Consider the following 20,366-nt stretch of genomic DNA (forward strand, 5'->3'; position numbering starts at 1 on the left):
TTTGCTTTTCTTACCTGTACAAAAAATGAGTTAGAGGCTTAAAGTGAATCCAGCTTGAGGTGTTATGACAGTAAAAATAATCATCAGCATTCAGTACACTGGCAGAGAAAAGAAGAGTGGTGATGATAGCCGTCTCGATGTGTGCATGTATCGATATTTTCCTTGCATTTACGACAAAATCTTACTAAACTTCATATTTTTTTAAAAATTATGTTGCGGACTATTCAAAAATAATATATAATTCGGTTTAAAGTAAAGCGCTTTACTTTTGAATCGAGTGAGGAGATTGAAAAGTCTATGAACAGAGTAAAATGGGGAATACTCGGAGCCGCCAATATTGCATACGATCAAGTTGTACCGGCCATTCGCCGTTCTGGTATGGGGGACGTAATTGCTGTTGCTTCTAAAAGCAAAGAAAAAGCTAAGCGCTTTCATATCTCCAAGGTATATGACTCATATGAGGAATTGCTGCGGGACGATCAAGTCGATGCCGTATATATTCCCTTGCCGAACGCACTACATAAAGAGTGGGCCGTGAAAGCCATGGCGGCACAAAAACATGTATTAGTGGAAAAGCCTGCGACCATTTCTGAGGATGATATGCAAGAAATGTGCGAAGCGGCGCAACAGAATCATGTAATCTTTATGGAAGCCTTTATGTATCAATTCCACTCTCAGCATCAGTATGTAAAGGAGCTGATGGATTCAGGGGTAATCGGTGATTATCGATATGTAAAAGCACACTTTTCATTTTTTCTGGAAGATCGGGAGGATATCCGGTTTAACAGAGAACTTGGCGGGGGAGCGTTATGGGATGTCGGATGTTATGGCATACATGCAGTTACCCAGATTGTGGGATTGCAGCCGACACATATTTCCATGATTGGAAAAGTGGATCCCGAGCATCAAGTGGACACGACCTCTGTTTGTTTTTTACAGGATGATAACAATCGTTGCGCGGAAGTCAGCGCCTCTTTTGAAGGATCATTTCTTGATCGCTATGAAATTTTTGGGGAAAAAGGCGCGATTATCGTTGAGTCGGCCTTTAGGCCGGATGTTTCAAAAGATGGAAGCGGTATCGTAAAAATGTTAGATCTCAATGGTCATGAAATACAGAGAAAGTCATTTGAGGATGATCAATATGTAAAACAAGTTAACCACTTTCAAGAGTGTGTCATCCACAATAAAACTCCGATTTATAATGAAAGCGATTCACTGAAAATCGTAAAATATTTAGAAAGTGCTTACAAATCAATGCGGAATGCTTCCAAAGTGATAGAAATATAATACAATATACATATACTTTGGAAAAACATGGTGATAAAAATTGAAAGTAACTATTTATGATGTAGCAAAGGCGGCCAATGTTTCAATTGCGACCGTTTCAAAAGTGATCAATAATACCGGGAACATCAGTGACAAGACGAGACAAAAAGTAAAACGAATTATGAAAGAGTTGGATTATTACCCCAATATGTTGGCTTCCGCATTAATGGGCAAGCAAACGAAAACAATAGGATTGCTCATTCCCGATTTAGTCAACCCGTTTTTTTCTGAATTAGCTAGAAGGATTGAAGATAGAGGGCATGAATTAGGTTATAACATTGTCATTTGCAACACCGATTATGATAGTGCCAAAGAAAACAAATATCTATTGTTATTGAAGCAAAAAAGGGTAGACGGTTTTATACTGGCTTCAGGTTTCGAAGATCTCAAGAAAGTGGAAGAATTAATAAAAGAAGAAATTCCCGTAGTGATCGTCGCCCGCGACTTTCCCATGTTTTCGGTGAATGCCGTAGCAATAGATGACTTTATGGGCGGCTATGTGGCGGCGAATCATCTAATAGAATTAGGGCATCAAAATATGGGAGTCGTCGCCAGAGATTTATGGAGTAACCGGGAAAGGCTAAGAGGCTTTCATTATGCCTTGGAAAGTCATGGTTTGCAGATCAATAAAAACTTTGATTTTATAAAGGACATTAACGACCATATTAAAGCTGGAAGACATATGACTGAAAAGTATCTTACAGGAGATAACCGGCCTACAGCCATATTTGCCTGCAATGATTTGTTGGCCGCCGGTGTCATTCAAATGGCAAAAGAATGGGGCTTACAAATTCCGGAAGATTTGTCGGTTATTGGCTTTGACAACACATCTATTGCCACAGTCATAGACCCGCCGCTAACGACTGTTGCGCAGCCAATTGAAAGTATGGGTCGAGAAGTAATGGATTTGATGGTGTCTATTATCAATGGTGAAAAAGAAGAAAAGAGCCGAGTGACTCTTCTCCCTTCATTGGTCACCAGAAAATCAACCCAAGCTTTGAATGTAGCTTGTAAAACGAATTAAACTTTTAAATTTGAAAGCCGTGCTGCTTGAATGCGTTTTTTGTATAAGTAAAGCGCTTAATCCAATCAATAAGGAAGTGTTCAACGTTGGCAGGGAACTGTCTGATTGTCCAATCGGGCGGACCGACCGCGGTCATTAATAATTCTATGGTAGGACTGCTTGATCAAATGAAACTGACAGGCATGAAAGGGAAGGTGTATGGATCAATTGGCGGCATACATGGTTTAATCAATGAATCGTTTATTGATTTAAGTACGCTGTCAGACAATGATTGCCATCGGTTGCGCTGGACACCGGGAGCTGCTCTTGGCACTTGTCGGCATAAATTGACCGGTGATGAAGTAGATCAGATCGTTAATTTATTGAAGAGAAAGGAAATTCGATATTTCTTTTATATTGGTGGGAATGGTTCTATGAATGTGGCTAAGCTGATAGACGACAGGGCAAAGACGATGGGGTTTGATCTAGTTGTAGTTGGAGTGCCGAAGTCAATCGACAATGACGTAATGGGAACGGATCATTCACCTGGATATGGAAGTGCCGCTAAGTTTCTGGCGACTTCCATATTGGATATGAAGATGGATGTGGCGAGTTTCCCTTATAGTGAGCGAATTACCATTATTGAAACGATGGGGAGGCATACTGGTTGGCTGGCTGCGGCATGTTCATTGGCCACTTGCCAAACGGATGCCAATCAAAATCTGGTATACATTCCGGAAGTTCCATTTCATCTGGAGGAATGCCTGATGAAAGTGATGCAGGCGCACGAAGAAAAAAGAGATACTTTTGTGATTGTCGCGGAAGGAATTAAAAATGATAAAGGCCAGTTGATAAATGAAAAGGATGTGGAATTTGACGCGCTGGGCCGACCGAAACTAGGAGGAGTATCAACTTATTTACAAGCTGTCATTGGGTCTGAAACCGGAATAGAGACCAGATCCATTGCCCCGAGTATTTGGCAAAGAAGCAGCATGTTGCTTTCTTCCAAAACAGATGTCCAAGAAGCGTATGAGCTCGGAAAACAGTCATGGATGTATGCGGAAAAAGGATATTCAAGCATCATGGTCGGCTTGGACAGGGAGGAGAACATTCAACATGATTATGTCATTGCTTATCGTCCCAAACCATTAGCGAGCGCGGCCGGAAAAGAAAAATTTGTGCCAATCGACTGGTACGATGAAAAAGGCAATACCATGACTGCTGAATTTATCAAATACGCAGAGCCGTTAATTCAAGGAGAAGTTTCCCTCCCGATGGAAAGGGGTCTGCCCATCTATCAACATGTAATTTAAGGATTGTTTTTAAGCATTAGTTAAGCGCTATACTGAAAACGATAATCTGTTTAAGGGAAGTGGAATCGTGAGAAAGAAAGTGAGATGCGCAGTCATAGGAGTTGGACGCCTGGGCATGATCCATGCGGCAAATCTCGTTTATCATATACCGAATGCCGAAGTTGCCACAATTGTTGCTTCGCGAATGGAGAGCGCTGAAAAAGCTGCCCGAAAGTTGGGGATTGACAAATTTACAAGCAACCTTCGGGAAGTATTAGAAGACGATGCCATTGAAGCGGTTATCATCGTCACACCAACAAATACACATGCTGAAATCATTATACAGGCTGCCAAACATAAGAAGCATATTTTTGTGGATAAGCCCATCACCGAAACGAGTGAAGAGGCGGACTCGGTGATTGAAGAATTGAAAAAACATCAGATCATTTGTCAGGTCGGTTTTATGAGAAGGTTTGATCCCTCTTATTTGGAGGCCAAAAAAAGGATTGCGCAAGGCGATATTGGTGAACCCCTTCATTTTAAAGGAGTGAGCAGAGATCCCGGGTCGCCGCCTGAGGCATATATAAAAACAAGTGGCGGAATATTCTTGGATTTGTGTATACATGATTTTGATATAGCGAGATTTTTACTTGGAAGTGAAGTGAAATCTATTCAATCCTTCGGCAAAGTACTCGTTCATCCGTTCATGAAAAAATACGATGATGCGGATCAGGCCTTGTCATATCTTGAATTTGAAAGTGGCGTGACAGCTGATATAGAAGGAAGCAGGAATTCTACCTTTGGCTATGATATTAGGGGAGAAGTGTTAGGAACTGAGGGCATGATACAAATTGGCTCGCTGCAACAACATAACAATATTATTTTTACAAAAAATAAGTCTTATTATGATACGATTCCCGACTTTCCCACTTATTTTAAAGATGCCTTTTTAATAGAAATGGAACACTTTATTGAATGTATACAAACCAATACGCAACCGAGTGTGAATGCAATGGATGGAAAGATGGCATTGCAGATTTCTGAAGCGGCCACAAAATCGTATAAAACGAATAAAAAAATATATGTGCGTTAAATAAGGGGAGTTGAAAGTGATGAAAACGATTCGACTAACGATGGCACAAGCATTGGTCAAGTTTTTAGACAATCAATATGTTCATTTTGATGGAGAAGAAAGAAAATTTGTAAAAGGTGTATTTGGAATATTCGGACACGGGAATGTGACGGGAATAGGTGAAGCATTGGAGAATCACAAAGGCGAGCTGACATATATTCAAGGTAAAAATGAACAGGGGATGGTCCATGCCGCCACTGCCTTTGCTAAACAGAAAAACCGGCTGGAGATTTATGCTTGCACCACATCGATTGGACCGGGGGCATTGAACATGGTGACTGCCGCAGCCACTGCGACAGTCAATAGAATACCCGTCTTGTTGTTGCCGGGTGATATTTTTGCCAGTCGTCAGCCCGATCCCGTTTTACAGCAAATAGAAGACCCGCGTGACTATACCGTTTCCTCTAACGATGCGTTTAAACCGGTCAGCAAATACTGGGACTGTATTTCTCGCCCTGAACAGTTGATGACCGCGGCTTTAAACGCGATGCGGGTGCTGACCGATCCAGTGGAAACAGGGGCAGTGACACTTTCCATGCCGCAAGATGTTCAGGCGGAGGCATACGATTATCCAGTCGAGTTTTTTAAAAAGAGAGTTCACTATATTGAAAGGAAAATACCATCAGATGAAGCAGTTGAGCGCGCTGTTCAACTTATCTCGAGAAAGAAATATCCGGTAATCATCGCGGGTGGAGGAGTACATTACTCATTTGCGGAAAAAGAACTGGCCCAGTTTGCCGAAGAGTTCCAAATTCCGGTAGGCGAAACCCAAGCCGGAAAAAGCGCTTTATCATGGAAGCATCCATTTAACATGGGCGGTATGGGAGCAAACGGTTCCCTGGCATCGAATGTTTTGGCGAAAAAGGCTGATTTGGTGATCGCAATTGGAACAAGGTTAACCGATTTTTCCACCTCTTCCAAATGGGCCTTTGAAAATCCGGAAGTCGAGTTTTTAAGCATAAATGTAAGCGGATTCGATGCGATGAAAATGGAATCTCAAATGCTTGTGGCTGACGCTAAAATAGCTCTTGATAAATTAACAGAAGAGTTGAAAAACAAAAGTTATCAAAGCGATTATGACCTGAATAGATTAAAAGATTTGAAAGATGAATGGACAAAAGAAGTGGATCATTATTATTCTCAAACGCTTGAAAGCGGTTTATCGCAAACCCGGGTAATTGGCGAGATTAATAGATTTATTGGTGAAAAAGATATTATCACTTGCGCGGCTGGAAGCATGCCCGGCGACCTTTTGCGATTATGGAGAACAACGGAGCCAAAAACATACAATATGGAATACGGTTTTTCCTGTATGGGTTATGAAGTGGCGGGGGCTCTGGGGGCCAAAATGGCCGCGGATGATGATCAAGAAGTATATGCTTTCGTTGGCGATGGGAGTTATCTGATGCTTCATTCAGAACTCGTGACAAGCATTCAAGAAAAGAAGAAAATAACGGTGCTTTTATTGGATAATAATGGGTTTCAATGTATACATGGCTTGCAGGTCGGTCAAGGAAGTGAAGGGTTTGGCAATGAGTTTCGCTATCGTTCGGAGGAAGACAACCGGTTAAGCGGTCCATATCTGGATATCGACTTTGCGGCCAATGCCAGGAGTATGGGGGCAAAAGGTTATACAGCCCACACAATAGATGAATTGAAAAAGGCATTGGAAATGGCTAAGCAAGAAACAGTCACTACATTGATTGATATAAAAGTTTTACCTGGCACAGGTTCTAGCACTTATGAGTCTTGGTGGCATTTGGGGGTTGCGGAAGTGTCTGAAAGTCCGAAGGTCGAACAAGCACATACGGTGATGGAAGCACATAAAAGCAAAGCAAGAAAATATTAAAACGATTAACAAATAGGAGGAATGCGCCTTGTCTACATTATTAGTAAAACCAAAAGAACAGCCTGCTGAAGATGGAAATATTCTTCGTGTCACACCGGAATCCGCCAATTGGGAATATGTAGGTTTTGAAGTGTACACATTGCGACCCGGAGAAACGTTTGCAAAAGAGACTGGGGATAGAGAGATGGCCATCGTCCTTTTATCCGGCCGTGCCAATGCAGCAACAAAATCCCAATCGTGGGCCAACATAGGAGAAAGAATGAGTGTGTTTGACGAGACCCCGGCATATACCGTGTATATTCCAAATGATGACCAAGTAAAATTGGAAGCTTTGACTGATCTGGAAATCGCTGTTTGCACGGCTCCTGGAAAAGGGACTTACGAAGCACGGCTAATTCGGCCGGAAGATGTCGATGTGGCACAACGCGGCTCTGGTTATATGGAAAGGGAGATTAATGGAATTATTCCAGAGGATAAGCCGGCCGACAGCCTTTTCGTGTTTGAAGTCTATACCCCGGCCGGAAATTGGTCCAGCTACCCGCCGCATAAGCATGATACGGATAACTATCCAAACGAAACGTATTTGGAAGAGACTTACTATCATAAAATCGATCCGGCAGAAGGTGGGTTTGCCATCCAGCGAGTTTATACGGATGATCGCACTCTTGATGAAACGATCATCGTCAACGACGGCGATGTCGTCCTCGTGCCCAAGGGGCACCATCCTTGTTCGGCACCTCCAGGTTATCGACTATATTATCTAAATGTCATGGCCGGCCCCATCCGAAAATGGAGATTTACCAATGACAAAGACCATGAGTGGTTAACAAAGCTATGATGAGGAAAATAAAGTCCATATCAGGCTTGGCTATAGGTTTTTCTATAGCCAAACCTGCAAATTCAATATAGGGGGAAGAGCTATGCCGATTGATCATCTTCCATTTAAACTGGGCATTCATCCGATTAATTGGGTTGGCGAGGATGTTTTGGAGCATGGTGACTTTTTTACATATGAGCAGGTGATGCGGGACATATCTACATTGGGATTTAGAGGGACAGAAGTCAGTAGAAAATTCCCAAAAGATCCAATTGCTTTAAAAAACGCCTTGAACAAATACAATCTTGTTTTAACAACGCAATGGAAATCTGTCTTTTTCACAGACCCAACAAGACATAAAGCCGAATTACAAGCTTATCGGGATCATGTGAAATTTCTGGCATATTTCGGGTGTAAGGTTGTGAGCACAGCCGAAATTGGCGGATCGATGCTTAATCAAGATCCCCGCCGTAAACAGGACGAAACGTTCGTTGAGCGATTGGATGATGATGGTTGGAAGTATTTAGTAGAAGGACTGCATAAAGCTGGAGAAATATGCAAGGAACATGGAATGGATTTAGTGTACCACCACCATGCGGGCACCGTGGTGGAGCAGCCGGATGAAATTGCCAGGTTGATGGAGATGACGGAACCTCATCTCGTTTCATTACTATATGATACGGGGCATGGTTATTATGGCTCCAATGATCCCGTGACATTATTGGATACGTATTTTGACAGAATAAAATATATTCATTTAAAAGATGTCCGGGAAAATATTCTGCAACGCGCTAGAGAAGAATCTTTTAGTATTCGTCAATCAATCCGCAGTGGTATTTTCACAGTCCCGGGAGAAGGTTGTTTAGATTTTGAACCGATTATCACAACGTTAATAAAAAGAGGGTATACTGGCTGGGCGTTAATAGAAGGAGAGCAAGACCCGACAATTTATCAGCCAGTTGAATATGCGAAGCGATCGTTATCATATTTACAAAAAATGGTTCATCCATTCGTTTAAAGCGGAAAAATAGTCTGGAGGGGAATTCATGAAAGAGTTCATCAGGTGTGCGGTTTTGGGACTTGGCCGCCTTGGTTACTGGCACGCTGAAAATCTTGCCACCAAAATCGAGGGCGCCAAATTGGTAAAAGTTGTAGATCCGTTACAAGGAAGAGCTGAGCAGGTTGCGCGGGAGTTGAGCGTGGACAAGTGGTCACATGATCCAATGGCCGCTTTTGAAGACGAACATATCGATGCTGTCATTATCGTTACACCAACCAGTACACATGCCGAAATGATAAAACTGGCTGCGCGACATGGGAAACATGTCTTCATAGAAAAGCCATTGACTCAAAAATTGGAAGAAGCAGATGAAGTATTGCAAGTCATCGCGGAAAACAAAATTACTTGCCAAGTGGGCTTTATGCGCAGGTTCGACCCTGCGTATGTAGAAGCCAAAAGAAGGATAGAAGCGGGAGACATTGGAACACCTCTTTACTTTAAGGCGGTCAGCCGAGATGGCAACGTGCCCCCGGAAGAGTTCATCAAATACAGTGGAGGAATCTTTTTGGATGTAGCGATTCATGATTATGATATTGCGCGCTTTCTGATGAACGATGAAATTTACTCCGTTCAATCAAGCGGGAACATCTTAATGGAGTCCAATCGGTTGATGGAGAAATATAAAGATGTAGATCAGGGCTTGTCACAAATCAGATTCAAATCAGGCGCTGCAGGAGACATTGAAACGATGAGAATCTCTTCATATGGCTATGATATCAGAGGTGAAGTGGTCGGCACCGATGGAGCCATTCAAATAGGGTCCATGAGAAATAATGATGTCAGGATCTTTAAAAAGAATGAGAGCAGCCATGATCTGGTTCAAGATTTTCCAACAAGATTTAAAAACGCGTATTTATTGGAAATGATCCATTTTATTACAGCCCTGCGCAAGGGAGAGCAGCCATTGTGTACGGCTTTAGATGGAAAAAGGGCTCTTGAAATTGCCATTGCGGCTACAAGATCATTTAATAATGGTTGCCCCGTGTTACTAAGAAATCAAGAAAAATATAAAGAAGTGATGTTATGAGTGTTCATATTGGAATATGTCATTGGTCATTACCGATTGAAGGTCCTTACGCAATCAAATTGCGAATAAAAAGAATTTGTATGCGTTTTCAAAAAGGGCAAATGATGAATACTGGGAGTCTATTGCATTACTTTTGAAAAGATAGGGGTGATTTCATATGTTGCTGGAACTAAAAAACATTAGTAAAGCTTTTTCCGGTGTTCAAGTGCTGCATGATATGAATATCGACATCAAAAAAGGTGAAGTCCATGTTCTTTTAGGAGAGAATGGGGCGGGAAAATCAACCATTATTAAAATCATCACTGGCGCATATCAAAAAGATACGGGAGAACTAAAATGGAAGGGTGAAAATCTTGTCATCAATAAACCAAGCGATGCGATTAACGCTGGAATTGGAACCATTTATCAGGAACTGAACCTTATTCCGGAGCTTTCCATAGCGGAAAATATTTTCTTGGGGCATGAAAAAAAGCGAAGTGGCAAGTTTTCATTATTAGACCGTTCGACAATGAAAAATGAAGCAAAGCAGCTGATGGAGCGTTTAGGTCAAGATATTGACCCGGATGAACTGATCCAGAACCTGGGGGTTGGTCAACAACAATTAGTAGAAATTGCGAAAGCCCTTTCTTTAAATTGTGAACTCATTATTATGGATGAACCAACATCAAGTTTAAGTGAACGGGAGGCCGAGCAACTATTAGTAACGATAGAAAGATTAAAAAAGCAAGGAATGACGATTATATATATTTCTCATCGATTGGAAGAAATCAAAAGAATCAGTGACAGAATAACGATTTTACGAGATGGCAGCAAAATTAGGACTGTTGAAACCGCCGCAACATCAATAGATGAAATGATTGCGCTGATGGTTGGCCGTTCGCTTGACAATAAATTTCCCAAAATCCAGTTTGAAAAAGGCCAAGAAGTATTTAGTGTAAAAAACGTTAAACTAACGCCGGATGCGCCAGAAATTAACTTCTCCGCATATCAAGGTGAAATTTTGGGAATTTCTGGATTAGTGGGGGCGGGACGTACTGAATTGGCCAGAGCGTTATTTGGCGCAGACCCCATTTATTCGGGAGAGGTATTTGTTTTTGGAGAAAAGCAACATATTAGAAATCCGATTGATGCCATTAAAGCCGGTTTAGCCTTTATATCTGAAAACAGAAAAGAAGAAGGATTGTTTCTCGACCAATCCCTCACCTTTAATAAGACAATCACAAAGTTAAATAAAGTAAAAAGCAAAGGACTTATTAATGTAAGGAAACAAAAAGAAGTAGCGGAAAAATATATAAAAGATTTGAGCATTAGACCCAATAATATCAACTTGTTTGTAAAGTATTTTAGCGGAGGAAACCAACAAAAAGTCGTCATTGCCAAGTGGCTCTTTACGGATGCCAAAGTGTTTATCTTTGATGAACCGACAAGAGGAATTGATGTCGGCGCAAAAGTGGAAGTATATAAATTAATGAATTCATTGGTTGAAGAGGGTGCCGGGGTAATTGTTATTTCCTCTGAGTTGCCAGAGATCCTTGGCATTTCAGATAGAATCATTGTGATGCACGAGGGAAAAATCACAGCGAATTTAAATAGAAATGAAGCAAATCAGGAAGTAATCATGAAAGCCGCGACAGGAGGTTGTTCATAAATGAAAGATCAATCAGAAGTGATCCAACAAAGCGAAATGCGTATAAAGGATCAAAACAAGTTTCGGGATATGAAATATATGGTGAATAAGTTTGGCGCATTATTTGGATTGGTCATTCTGTCGGCTGTATTTGCGATCCTTTCACCGAGCTTTATGAAATTAGACAATATTATGAATATAGCGAGGCAATTATCTATCAATGCGTTGTTGTCAATTGGCATGTTATTGCCCATTTTAACAGCGGGCATTGACTTGTCGGTAGGTTCTATTCTCGCATTTTCCATTGTGATCACCGGTGTTGTAACGGTCATGTGGGGCATGCCCCCGATTCTGGGAATATTTGTTTGTCTCTTAGTTGGAGCGTTAGCCGGTTTACTCAATGGATTGCTGTTAACCAAATTAAAATTGCCGCACCCCTTTATTTCCACTCTGGGCACAATGAATGTGTTTCGGGGGTTGGCATTAATTATTACTGGCGCGTCTCCCATTTTTGGATTTTCCTACTTAATCAACTTTGCAGGACAAGCCGATGTTGGATTTATCCCTTTTAGTTTTATTTTAGTACTTTTTGTCTGTCTCCTTTTCCATATCTTTTTAACCCGAACTGCAACAGGAAGATATATTTATGCGATAGGAGGTAATAAAGAAGCAGCTCGCTTGTCGGGTATTCCTGTTGATCGCGTATTGGTGATCGTATATACCATTAGTGGTTTAATGGCGGCACTAGGTGGATTGGTTTTGATTGGGAGAACGAATGCCGCATCCCCAATTGCCGGATTAACATATGAATTGGATGCCATTGCCGCAGTCATTATTGGCGGGGCAAGCTTTTTTGGCGGGGTCGGCACCGTATGGGGAACTTTGATAGGAGCAATGATTATTGCGGTGCTTCGCAACGGGCTTAATCTATTAGGCACTTCAACAGATGTTCAAACCGTCGTAATAGGAGTAGTGATCATACTGGCCGTTTTTGTGGATGTATTGCGCAGACGTTCCAAAAATCAGTAAATGATTTAGCGGGGGAGGATTGAAATGAAAAAAAGACTCATCATTATTATGGTTGTATCTGCTTTATTCATGATAAGTGCTTGTTCCGCGAACAATAAAGCAGGCTCAAAAGGCGATTCCGACAAGAGTCGAGACAGTGGACAGGTAAAAATTGGCGTTGTTCTAATGGCGTTAAATTCCGAATATTGGAAACTCCATATGGCCGGAGCTAAAGAGGCGGCGAAAGAATTGGGTGTGGAAATTGAAATACTGGGACCGGCTGAAGAAACGTTATATGAAGAACAAGTAAAAATGGTAGAGGATTTAATTTCCGCTAATGTAAATGGGCTGGTCATTGCGCCAAGTTTACCCGAAGCGATTTTGCCGGCGCTAGAAAAAGCAAATAGCGAAAACATACCTGTTGTTTTAGCTGACGCGAATGTAGAAGCGTTTGATAACCGTGTTACTTTTATTGGAACAGAGAACTATGAAGCTGCCTTCAAAGGTGGAGAATTTATACGAGATCAGTTGGATAAGGGTGATAAAGTCTTGATTGTTCGCGGACAAATGGGGGCGAAAGTTCATGATGAAAGAACCCAAGGCTTCCAGGATGCTTTAAAGGAGAAAAATATTACTTTTATTGTACAAGATGCCCAAAGTGATCGTGTGAAAGCGGTCAATATTGTTGAAAATGCTTTAACGGTTGACTCGAATATAAAAGCGATATTTGCTACTTCCGACGAAATGGCTCTAGGTTCTTTTAAAGGATTGGAAAATAAAGATAGTCAAGACATTCCTTTAATCGGCTTTGACGGCACCCCGGACGGGCTGCAAGCTGTTGCGGATGGAAAATTGATCGCAAATATTGCACAGGACCCTTACCAAATGGGTTACCTGGGAGTAGAATCCGCCTACAAAGCGATAAAGGGAGAAAAAGTGGAGAAAAGGATTGATTCTGGTACTGAAGTGTACACAAAAGATAATGTTGAAAAAAGAATCGCGGAAGTTGATCAGTATTTAAATAAATAGTTACTTCTGATTTTTTTCAGTAAGGAGTTGAATATATGTTAGCGGCAGTATTTGAAGACATAGGAAAATTGACATTACAAGAAATAGAGGAGCCTGACATCACAAGAGATGATGAAGTGAAAATAAAAGTGGAAGTGGCAAGTATTTGCGGGTCAGATATTCATATTTTGGCAAATCCTCCCTCTCATCCCGCAACGAAAGGCATTATTCAAGGACATGAATATGTCGGGGAAGTAATCAAGATTGGAAAAAATGTCAGGAATGTTTCTGTAGGAGACCGGGTTGTTGTTGATCCAACGACTGTATGTGGCCATTGTTATTATTGTCAAACGGGCATTCAAAATGTATGTGAAAACTTCTCGACGATCGGGATTTTTCAAAATGGAGGTTGGGCTGAATATAGTGTGGTTCCTTCCAGAAATGTATGTAACATTTCAAAGGATGTGCCAGTCGAATCAGCCGTTTTAGCTGAACCCCTCTCATGTGTCATAAATGGCTGTGAAAAAATAAGGATCAACCCTGGCGATCGTGTAGTTATACTAGGCGCCGGCCCAATGGGACAGCTATTTACACAAGTACTAAAGGCGTCTGGAGCCGGACAGATTATCGTAAGTGATCTATCTGATTACCGTCTGGAACAGGCGAAGCGATCAGGCGCAACCCATATGTTAAATCCAGCAAATAACGATATAGGGGAGGTAGTAAAAGAGATAACGGGTGTAGGGGCTGACGTCGTTATTGATTGTGTTGGCGTTCTATTTGACCAAGCGTTACAAGTAGTTCGAAAAGGCGGTAAAGTTTTATTGGTAGGGATGAATGAAAGTGCCAATCGTCCCATAAAACAATATGAAATTACAAAAAAGGAAATAACCGTTTTCGGTACGATTATTCAAAACAATCATTTTCCCAAAGTGATCAAAATATTAGAGTCAAATATTTTAAATATTGAAAGCCTTATCACTCATCGGACATCATTGCGAAATATCCATCAAGCAATCGACGCGATGCGAAAAGGAGAGGCAATCAAAATCATGGTATATCCACATCATATGGAGGAGTAAAAAATATGATCAAAAAGTCTTTCCTATCAGTTGGTATGTTAATCGCTATATTATCAATAGTTGGTTGCGGCAATCAGGCAAGTGAGGACCATGCCGAATCCGCCAATACAAAAAAGAATGGCGGCGGGAAGCCACAAGTCGCTGTTGTGTTAAAAGGATCTGATCAAGAGTATTTTAAATTGGCGGAAGCCGGAGCAAAACAGGCGTTTAAAGATTTTGATGTTGAAGGAAAGTTTCTTGCAGCAACAAAGGAAACACAAGAGCAAGAGTTAATCAATTTACTAGAAGATTTATTGACCAATAATCCGGACGCGCTGGTTGTCATGCCAAGTACTAGCGCGGTTATTCCAACCCTAAGTAAATATCACGAAAAAGATATTCCGGTTCTATTAATTGATACGGACTTAGAGTGGGAAAATCAATTAACCTATATTGGTACTGATAATTATACGGCTGGCCAGAAAGCGGCCGAGCATTTAAGTTCCATGTTGTCTGAGGGGGATGAAGTGGCTATTATCGAGGGCGTTTCTGGTGCGGCGCAAAATGAAGCCAGGATTGCTGGCGCAAAGGATTATTTTAAGAAACATAAAATAAAGGTTGCTTCTGTTCAAGCAGCCGATTTTGACAGAACAAAGGCCGTGAACACGATGGAAAATATGATTACAGCTCATCCGAAAGTGAAAGGAGTATTCGCTGCAAATGATGAAATGGCCTTGGGAGCATCCCAGGCGATTCAAACAAACAAACTCGATATACCTATTATTGGGATTGATGGCACAACAGACGGTTTAGCATCTATTGCGCAAGGCGATGTCACAGCAACAATCGAACAGCAACCTTTTAACATGACGTATCTCGCTGTTGAAAACGCATTAAAAGCAATAAAAGGTGATCCGGTAGAGAAAAACATCAATAGTGGGATTGAACTCATTACCATTGAAAATGCGCAAGATAAATTGGAGAAAGTGAAGCAATTGCTCGGAAAATAAAATCATATGATCTGGCATCACTACATGCATCGGTAGTGCCAGTTTTTGATGATCCCGAAAATGAAATAATCGCGGAGTAACTATCCATCGAACAATCGCCGGTCAATCCAATCTAACATCATCCAAGCCAGCCAGATAAAAGAACTTGATGATAAGAAAATAGATAGCGGATTTCCTATAGACAATGATAAAGACATCCAAAAACCGCGGCCCAAAGGGACTACCGTGTAAAAGCTTCCAGAAACGTTTTAATGAAAAATATTTTATTAAAGAAAGATGGTTGAGAACAATGCCTCATGCAATCACGATTGGCATTATCGGTGCAGGGCGAATTGGCAGACTGCACGCTGAAAATATCGTTCATTTTCCCAATGTGAGACTGAAAGCAATTTCCGATTTATTTACAGAACATGTAAAAGACTGGGCAAAAGCAATCGGGGTTGAGCAAATAGTAACTCATTATGATGACATTCTTATGGATAAAGAAATTGACGCTATTTTTATTTGCTCCCCAACAGATACTCATGTGCCGATTATTAAACAAGCTGCCGAACTGGGCAAACATATTTTTTGCGAAAAACCAATCAGTTTTTCAGTAGAAGAAACCAAAGCCGTTTTAGAGTCTGTCAAAAAGGCAAATGTTACATTTCAAGTCGGCTTCAACCGCAGATTTGACCGGAATTTTTTGAAAATACATGAATCAGTGAAAAACGGTGTCATTGGCGCACCACATATCATAAAGATTACATCGCGGGATCCCGAGCCGCCACCGGTTGGTTATATAAAGCAATCAGGAGGGTTGTTTTTCGATATGTCCATACATGATTTTGATATGGCGCGGTACCTTGCCAATAGTGAAGTGGTTGAGGTTTTTGCGACCGGGGCCAATTTGATAGCATCATATATTGAGGATGCTGGAGACATAGATACCGCTATTACTACATTAACATTTGCCAATGGCGCTCTTGGAGTAATAGATAATAGTAGAAAGTCCGTTTATGGTTATGATCAAAGGGTGGAAGTGTTTGGCGAAAAAGGCAACTTAACTTGTGAAAATGATCGGCCAACAACGGTAGAACTAAGTACTTATGGAGGCTGTTACAAAGATGCTTTACAGCATTTCTTTTTGGAACGTTATAAAGATGCCTATATAGCTGAGACTCGGGCATTTATAGAGGCGATTCAAAACGATTGTCCGCCAGCTTGTGACGGAAACGATGGTTTACAAGCAGAGCGAATCGCCCAGGCCGCAAAACAATCATATATCGAAAAGCGCCCTATTAAAATGGATTCGCATATTGGTCAGTTAAGCTAACCCAGTGGGATGTTGCCACCATTGGAAACAAGCGCTTCATTCATTCATGATCCACATCAAAAAGTAGCGATGGTACCGAAGGAACAGTACTATCGCGATCTTTTAAAAACGATCTGGTTCAAGGTTCTGGATGCGTATGCTCTATCCACAAAAATGAGCAACTCTACTGAATGTAAAAAGAAAAGATCATGAGACAGTGATAGACGGAATACGGATGAAAGAAAGCTTTCAGTGTTATTCACTGGACGATGCGAATATACGCTTTTGCTCTCTTTTTTTAAAGAAAGTAAAGCGCTTAACCTTTTTTGAGACATGATCAACTTTATTATATCTGTTCCAATGTGGTTTAAATTAACTGTTTAAGTGCGCTACTTAGAATACAAGTCGAGCACGTTCTTTTTTCCATTCATGATTTATGACTTCATTCACGACAATAACTAATTGGAGATGTACTTTTAAAGAGATATCCGGCAAGTCCAAAATGAAATTGGAGGGATTTACATGGCATTATCAACTGCGGAATTAATCTATAAGGCGAAGAAGGCGAGACGTCACGTTATTGAAACAGTCCATTACGCCGGAGCGGGACACATAGGTGGTCCTATGTCAGCGATTGATCTATTAACTTATTTGTATTTTAACGAAATGAATATCGATCCAACAGATCCACGGGCTGAGAACCGCGATAGATTTGTTCTATCGAAAGGACATTCAGCGATTGCTCTTTATGCTGTAATGGCTTTGAGGGGATATATGCCGGTGGAAGAATTGAAGACTTTTGATTCCTTGAACTCCAGATTACAGGCACATCCCGATATGAACACACTTCCCGGTTTAGACATGTCTACGGGATCTCTCGGTCAAGGAATATCGGCGGCAGTGGGCATCGCATTGGGAGCCAAATTGCAACATAAAGATTTCCGGACTTACTGCATGATTGGCGATGGCGAGTCACAAGAGGGGCAGGTATGGGAAGCGGCGGATATTGCCTCTAAGTATCGGTTGGATAATGTAGTCGTTATGTTAGACAATAATAGACTTCAACAATTTGGCTGGAATGGCGAAAATGGCTCCAGGGAAATTCCTGTTACGAATCCTCAAAAACGCTGGGAGGCTTTTGGATGGCATGTGATCACTATCGACGGACACGATTTTGCCGAGATGTCAGCAGCCTTTCACGAAGCAAAGAAAGTGAAAGGAAAACCTGTGATGATCGTGGCCAATACAGTAAAAGGAAAAGGTGTCAATTTTATGGAAAATGCCTATCTTTGGCATTCAAGAGTTCCAACAGATGAAGAACTAAATAACGCGTTAGCAGAATTAAACATAGGGGGATAAACGATGGATCATTTACTAATGGACAAGCAAGAGACAATGAGAGAAATCTTTGGAGAAACATTGCTGCGGTTGTCAATGGAAGATGAAAGGGTTTATGTTGTGGATGGAGATTTGGCAAATTCAACGAAAATAGATGTGGTAGCCGAAAAAAATCCTCAAAAGTTTTTGCAAATGGGTATCGCCGAACAAAATATGCTTAGTGTTTGTTCCGGATTGGCTACAACTGGTTTGCAACCTTGGGCTGTCACATTTGCCGCATTTCTGTCCAAACGGGCCATTGATCAAATTCAAGTTCAAATTGCCCAACCGAATGTAAACGTCAAGATGATTGGGGGGTACAGTGGCTTGCTTACCGGTTTAACCGGAAAAACACATCAATCATTGGAAGATATCGCCATTTTCCGTTCATTAGCGAATGTGATCGTTCTTGCCCCGGCTGATAGTGTGGAAGTGAAAAAGATGATGCGGTTCGCCCATCAATATGACGGACCGGTTTATATTCGTTTGGCGCGAGATCCTTATCCAGTTATATTCTCCGAGGATGATGAATTCCAAATAGGTAAAGCAGTTTGCCTGAAAGAAGGAAAAGATTTAACCATCATTTCAACCGGTACTCAAACGAGCCGTTCGATAGAAGCCGCGAGACGATTACAAGAAGAAGGTTTTTCCATTGCTGTCCTCCATATGCCATCAATCAAGCCGTTGGATAAAGAAGCAATTGTAAAGGCCGCTGAGACAACAGGATTCATCGTCACCGCTGAGGAGCACAGTATTTATGGCGGGCTGGGCAGCGCTGTTGCCGAAGTTCTAGTTGAGGAAAAGCCTGCTCCTATGCTGCGGATTGGTGTAAAAGATCGAAATGCCGAGTCTGCCCCCAATGAGCAGCTTTTAGATAAATATGAGTTATCGGCAAGCTCCATGGTAAACGCAATAAGAAACTTTTTAAAAAGAAATAACCGGCCAGTAAAGTAAATAAAAATGGTCAATCATTTGTTGCATCACTCCATAGATTGTCTGGTTGTATAGCCAAAAGATGCTCAAACGATCCGGTCTAAAAAATGCAGGAACAAGCCGCAATTTCCGAAGTGAAAAGCAGGGTGGGGAAACCTCATTGGAAACAGTGGAGATTTTTTGTTGAAAACTTTTCAAAAGCGTTATAGAGCTAAAGCGGGAAGCAAAGCGGCAATAGAAACATAGGAATTCGTTCTGCGCCATAACTCAGGTGCTGGAGGTTTTATGATCGAACAAATCAAGGAATTAAACGCACAGCAAAAAATCACCAGGAGCAATCACCTTCATTTTCATGCAGCGGTTTTTTGCTTCTGGTTTTCTATTTATACTTACGCGCCATTATTTAGTGTTTATTTAGAATCCATTGGTTTTTCCTATGCCGAAGCGGGCATCATTTTAGGAGGTTACGGGATTTCTCAAATTCTTTTGCGTTTTCCATTAGGTATTTTATCCGATATGTTACTGAGCGTTAGAAAGCATTTGCTGATAGGCGGTTTTGTTTGCGCTTTCGCCAGCTGTCTGATATTGATCTTCTTTAAAGATTTTTGGGCTGTATTGTTCGCTAGATTATTGACCGGCATTACGGCTTCTATGTGGGTAATGGCGACTGTCCTATATTCAAATTATTTCACTCTTGAAAAAGCCACAAAAGCAATGGGAGCCATGCAATGTAACACGGTTGCCACCCAGCTTGTCTGTATGACCACAAGCGGTTATTTTATTCATGTCGGAGGCTGGGATTTTCCTTTTTGGTTAGGAGCCACTTTCTCCATAATGGGGATCTATTTTGCTTGGCATATAAAAGAAGTTGAGGGACAGCCGTTTAGCCGCCCCCATTTACATACCGGAGAGTATATAAAGAAGACATGTAGCATATCCGGCCTAAAAATAGTCACTTTTCTTTCTTTAGTGGCTCATGCGATTTTGTTTATAACCATTTTCGGATTCAGCCCTATTATCGCCGAGTCGATTGGTCTGAAAAATACACACGTTTCTTGGTTAATGGGAGCCTTTTTTATTCCACATGCCTTAACTTCATTAGGGCTCACCTTCTTACATTTAAACAGGAAAAATCATAAAGTGATTTTAATCATCTCTTTTGGATTAACCGCCTTTTTTCTGGCATGTATTCCATTTGCGAAGTCGTTGGTAGCGATCAGTATGTACCATGCAGGCTTGGGGCTTGCGCTCGGTTTTATTTTTCCTTTGTTGCTGGGAGAAGTAGTGAAGATTAGTCCCAGTCATTTAAAAACCTCGGCAATGGGCTTTTATCAGTCGTTTTATGCAATCGGGATATTGATCGGTCCTATGATTGCCGGGATCATTGCCGAAAAATCAGGGGTACATGAAGTGTTCTTTATGACAGCAATCATGTCTCTTTTATCAATAGCCAGTATAGGTTTTTACCAAACAAAATAACCTTTCATCTGTTCATACAGCCCCGTAAAAGCAAGCGATTTATGGAAGCGAAAAAGTTGCGAT

At 41.3% G+C, this 20,366-nt stretch carries 18 protein-coding genes; all 18 read left to right on the forward strand.

Annotated elements, in window-relative coordinates; translation table 11 throughout:
* The first annotated feature begins 297 nt into the window (after window positions 1-297).
* The 18 genes from NST31_RS13310 (at window position 298) to NST31_RS13395 (ending at window position 20,303) form a co-directional block, all read left to right on the forward strand.
* Window positions 298-1,287 carry a Gfo/Idh/MocA family oxidoreductase gene (locus NST31_RS13310; protein WP_339161179.1) on the forward strand — a complete coding sequence of 330 codons (990 nt, stop codon included), beginning with the start codon at window positions 298-300 and terminating at the stop codon, window positions 1,285-1,287.
* Between the two features lie 40 nt (window positions 1,288-1,327).
* Window positions 1,328-2,350 carry a LacI family DNA-binding transcriptional regulator gene (locus tag NST31_RS13315; RefSeq protein WP_205179773.1) on the forward strand — a complete coding sequence of 341 codons (1,023 nt, stop codon included), beginning with the start codon at window positions 1,328-1,330 and terminating at the stop codon, window positions 2,348-2,350.
* Between the two features lie 86 nt (window positions 2,351-2,436).
* Window positions 2,437-3,642: a diphosphate--fructose-6-phosphate 1-phosphotransferase gene (locus NST31_RS13320; RefSeq protein ID WP_339161183.1), complete on the forward strand. Its 1,206-nt coding sequence runs from the start codon at window positions 2,437-2,439 to the stop codon at window positions 3,640-3,642.
* A 67-nt stretch (window positions 3,643-3,709) separates the two neighbouring features.
* Window positions 3,710-4,714: an inositol 2-dehydrogenase gene (gene iolG, locus NST31_RS13325; RefSeq protein ID WP_339161185.1), complete on the forward strand. Its 1,005-nt coding sequence runs from the start codon at window positions 3,710-3,712 to the stop codon at window positions 4,712-4,714.
* Window positions 4,715-4,733: 19 nt separating this feature from the next.
* Entirely contained in the window at window positions 4,734-6,602 is a 1,869-nt protein-coding gene (gene iolD, locus NST31_RS13330; protein ID WP_339161187.1) for a 3D-(3,5/4)-trihydroxycyclohexane-1,2-dione acylhydrolase (decyclizing), read from the forward strand.
* Between the two features lie 28 nt (window positions 6,603-6,630).
* Window positions 6,631-7,440 (forward strand): 5-deoxy-glucuronate isomerase, encoded by an 810-nt coding sequence (iolB, locus tag NST31_RS13335; RefSeq protein ID WP_339161189.1) that lies wholly within the window; start codon window positions 6,631-6,633, stop codon window positions 7,438-7,440.
* Window positions 7,441-7,528: 88 nt separating this feature from the next.
* A complete protein-coding gene (iolE, locus tag NST31_RS13340; protein WP_339165555.1) occupies window positions 7,529-8,437 on the forward strand; it encodes a myo-inosose-2 dehydratase in 909 nt (302 codons plus the stop codon).
* Window positions 8,438-8,465: 28 nt separating this feature from the next.
* Window positions 8,466-9,506 (forward strand): Gfo/Idh/MocA family oxidoreductase, encoded by a 1,041-nt coding sequence (locus NST31_RS13345; RefSeq protein ID WP_339161192.1) that lies wholly within the window; start codon window positions 8,466-8,468, stop codon window positions 9,504-9,506.
* Between the two features lie 157 nt (window positions 9,507-9,663).
* The gene (locus NST31_RS13350) at window positions 9,664-11,154 is read left to right on the forward strand and encodes a sugar ABC transporter ATP-binding protein (protein WP_339161194.1); all 1,491 of its coding nucleotides are present in this window, start codon (window positions 9,664-9,666) and stop codon (window positions 11,152-11,154) included.
* A gap of 69 nt (window positions 11,155-11,223) precedes the next feature.
* Window positions 11,224-12,162 carry an ABC transporter permease gene (locus NST31_RS13355; RefSeq protein ID WP_339165557.1) on the forward strand — a complete coding sequence of 313 codons (939 nt, stop codon included), beginning with the start codon at window positions 11,224-11,226 and terminating at the stop codon, window positions 12,160-12,162.
* A gap of 24 nt (window positions 12,163-12,186) precedes the next feature.
* Window positions 12,187-13,170 carry a sugar ABC transporter substrate-binding protein gene (locus tag NST31_RS13360; RefSeq protein ID WP_339161197.1) on the forward strand — a complete coding sequence of 328 codons (984 nt, stop codon included), beginning with the start codon at window positions 12,187-12,189 and terminating at the stop codon, window positions 13,168-13,170.
* Between the two features lie 35 nt (window positions 13,171-13,205).
* Window positions 13,206-14,231 carry an alcohol dehydrogenase catalytic domain-containing protein gene (locus NST31_RS13365; RefSeq protein ID WP_339161200.1) on the forward strand — a complete coding sequence of 342 codons (1,026 nt, stop codon included), beginning with the start codon at window positions 13,206-13,208 and terminating at the stop codon, window positions 14,229-14,231.
* A 5-nt stretch (window positions 14,232-14,236) separates the two neighbouring features.
* Entirely contained in the window at window positions 14,237-15,220 is a 984-nt protein-coding gene (locus NST31_RS13370; RefSeq protein WP_339161202.1) for a sugar ABC transporter substrate-binding protein, read from the forward strand.
* Window positions 15,221-15,509: 289 nt separating this feature from the next.
* A complete protein-coding gene (gene iolG, locus NST31_RS13375) occupies window positions 15,510-16,535 on the forward strand; it encodes an inositol 2-dehydrogenase (RefSeq protein ID WP_339161205.1) in 1,026 nt (341 codons plus the stop codon).
* Window positions 16,536-16,556: 21 nt separating this feature from the next.
* Window positions 16,557-16,727: a hypothetical protein gene (locus tag NST31_RS13380; RefSeq protein ID WP_339161207.1), complete on the forward strand. Its 171-nt coding sequence runs from the start codon at window positions 16,557-16,559 to the stop codon at window positions 16,725-16,727.
* A gap of 309 nt (window positions 16,728-17,036) precedes the next feature.
* A complete protein-coding gene (locus NST31_RS13385) occupies window positions 17,037-17,873 on the forward strand; it encodes a transketolase (RefSeq protein ID WP_339161209.1) in 837 nt (278 codons plus the stop codon).
* Between the two features lie 3 nt (window positions 17,874-17,876).
* Entirely contained in the window at window positions 17,877-18,845 is a 969-nt protein-coding gene (locus NST31_RS13390) for a transketolase family protein (RefSeq protein WP_339161212.1), read from the forward strand.
* 264 nt (window positions 18,846-19,109) lie between these two features.
* Complete coding sequence (locus NST31_RS13395) at window positions 19,110-20,303, forward strand: MFS transporter (RefSeq protein ID WP_339161215.1); 1,194 nt, start codon at window positions 19,110-19,112, stop codon at window positions 20,301-20,303.
* Window positions 20,304-20,366 lie beyond the last annotated feature (63 nt).

The sequence above is a fragment of the Siminovitchia sp. FSL W7-1587 genome (genome assembly GCF_037963795.1).
In the GTDB taxonomy this organism is placed as follows: Bacteria; Bacillota; Bacilli; order Bacillales; family Bacillaceae_C; genus Siminovitchia; species Siminovitchia thermophila.

What these genes read in the sequence shown, in the direction of transcription:
- NST31_RS13310 (WP_339161179.1), top strand. Translation starts at nt 298, where the DNA reads ATGAACAGAGTAAAATGGGGAATACTCGGAGCCGCCAATATTGCATAC.
- iolD (WP_339161187.1), top strand. Translation starts at nt 4,734, where the DNA reads ATGAAAACGATTCGACTAACGATGGCACAAGCATTGGTCAAGTTTTTA.
- NST31_RS13345 (WP_339161192.1), top strand. Translation starts at nt 8,466, where the DNA reads ATGAAAGAGTTCATCAGGTGTGCGGTTTTGGGACTTGGCCGCCTTGGT.
- NST31_RS13350 (WP_339161194.1), top strand. Translation starts at nt 9,664, where the DNA reads ATGTTGCTGGAACTAAAAAACATTAGTAAAGCTTTTTCCGGTGTTCAA.
- NST31_RS13355 (WP_339165557.1), top strand. Translation starts at nt 11,224, where the DNA reads ATGAAATATATGGTGAATAAGTTTGGCGCATTATTTGGATTGGTCATT.
- NST31_RS13360 (WP_339161197.1), top strand. Translation starts at nt 12,187, where the DNA reads ATGAAAAAAAGACTCATCATTATTATGGTTGTATCTGCTTTATTCATG.
- NST31_RS13365 (WP_339161200.1), top strand. Translation starts at nt 13,206, where the DNA reads ATGTTAGCGGCAGTATTTGAAGACATAGGAAAATTGACATTACAAGAA.
- NST31_RS13370 (WP_339161202.1), top strand. Translation starts at nt 14,237, where the DNA reads ATGATCAAAAAGTCTTTCCTATCAGTTGGTATGTTAATCGCTATATTA.
- iolG (WP_339161205.1), top strand. Translation starts at nt 15,510, where the DNA reads ATGCCTCATGCAATCACGATTGGCATTATCGGTGCAGGGCGAATTGGC.
- NST31_RS13385 (WP_339161209.1), top strand. Translation starts at nt 17,037, where the DNA reads ATGGCATTATCAACTGCGGAATTAATCTATAAGGCGAAGAAGGCGAGA.
- NST31_RS13390 (WP_339161212.1), top strand. Translation starts at nt 17,877, where the DNA reads ATGGATCATTTACTAATGGACAAGCAAGAGACAATGAGAGAAATCTTT.
- NST31_RS13395 (WP_339161215.1), top strand. Translation starts at nt 19,110, where the DNA reads ATGATCGAACAAATCAAGGAATTAAACGCACAGCAAAAAATCACCAGG.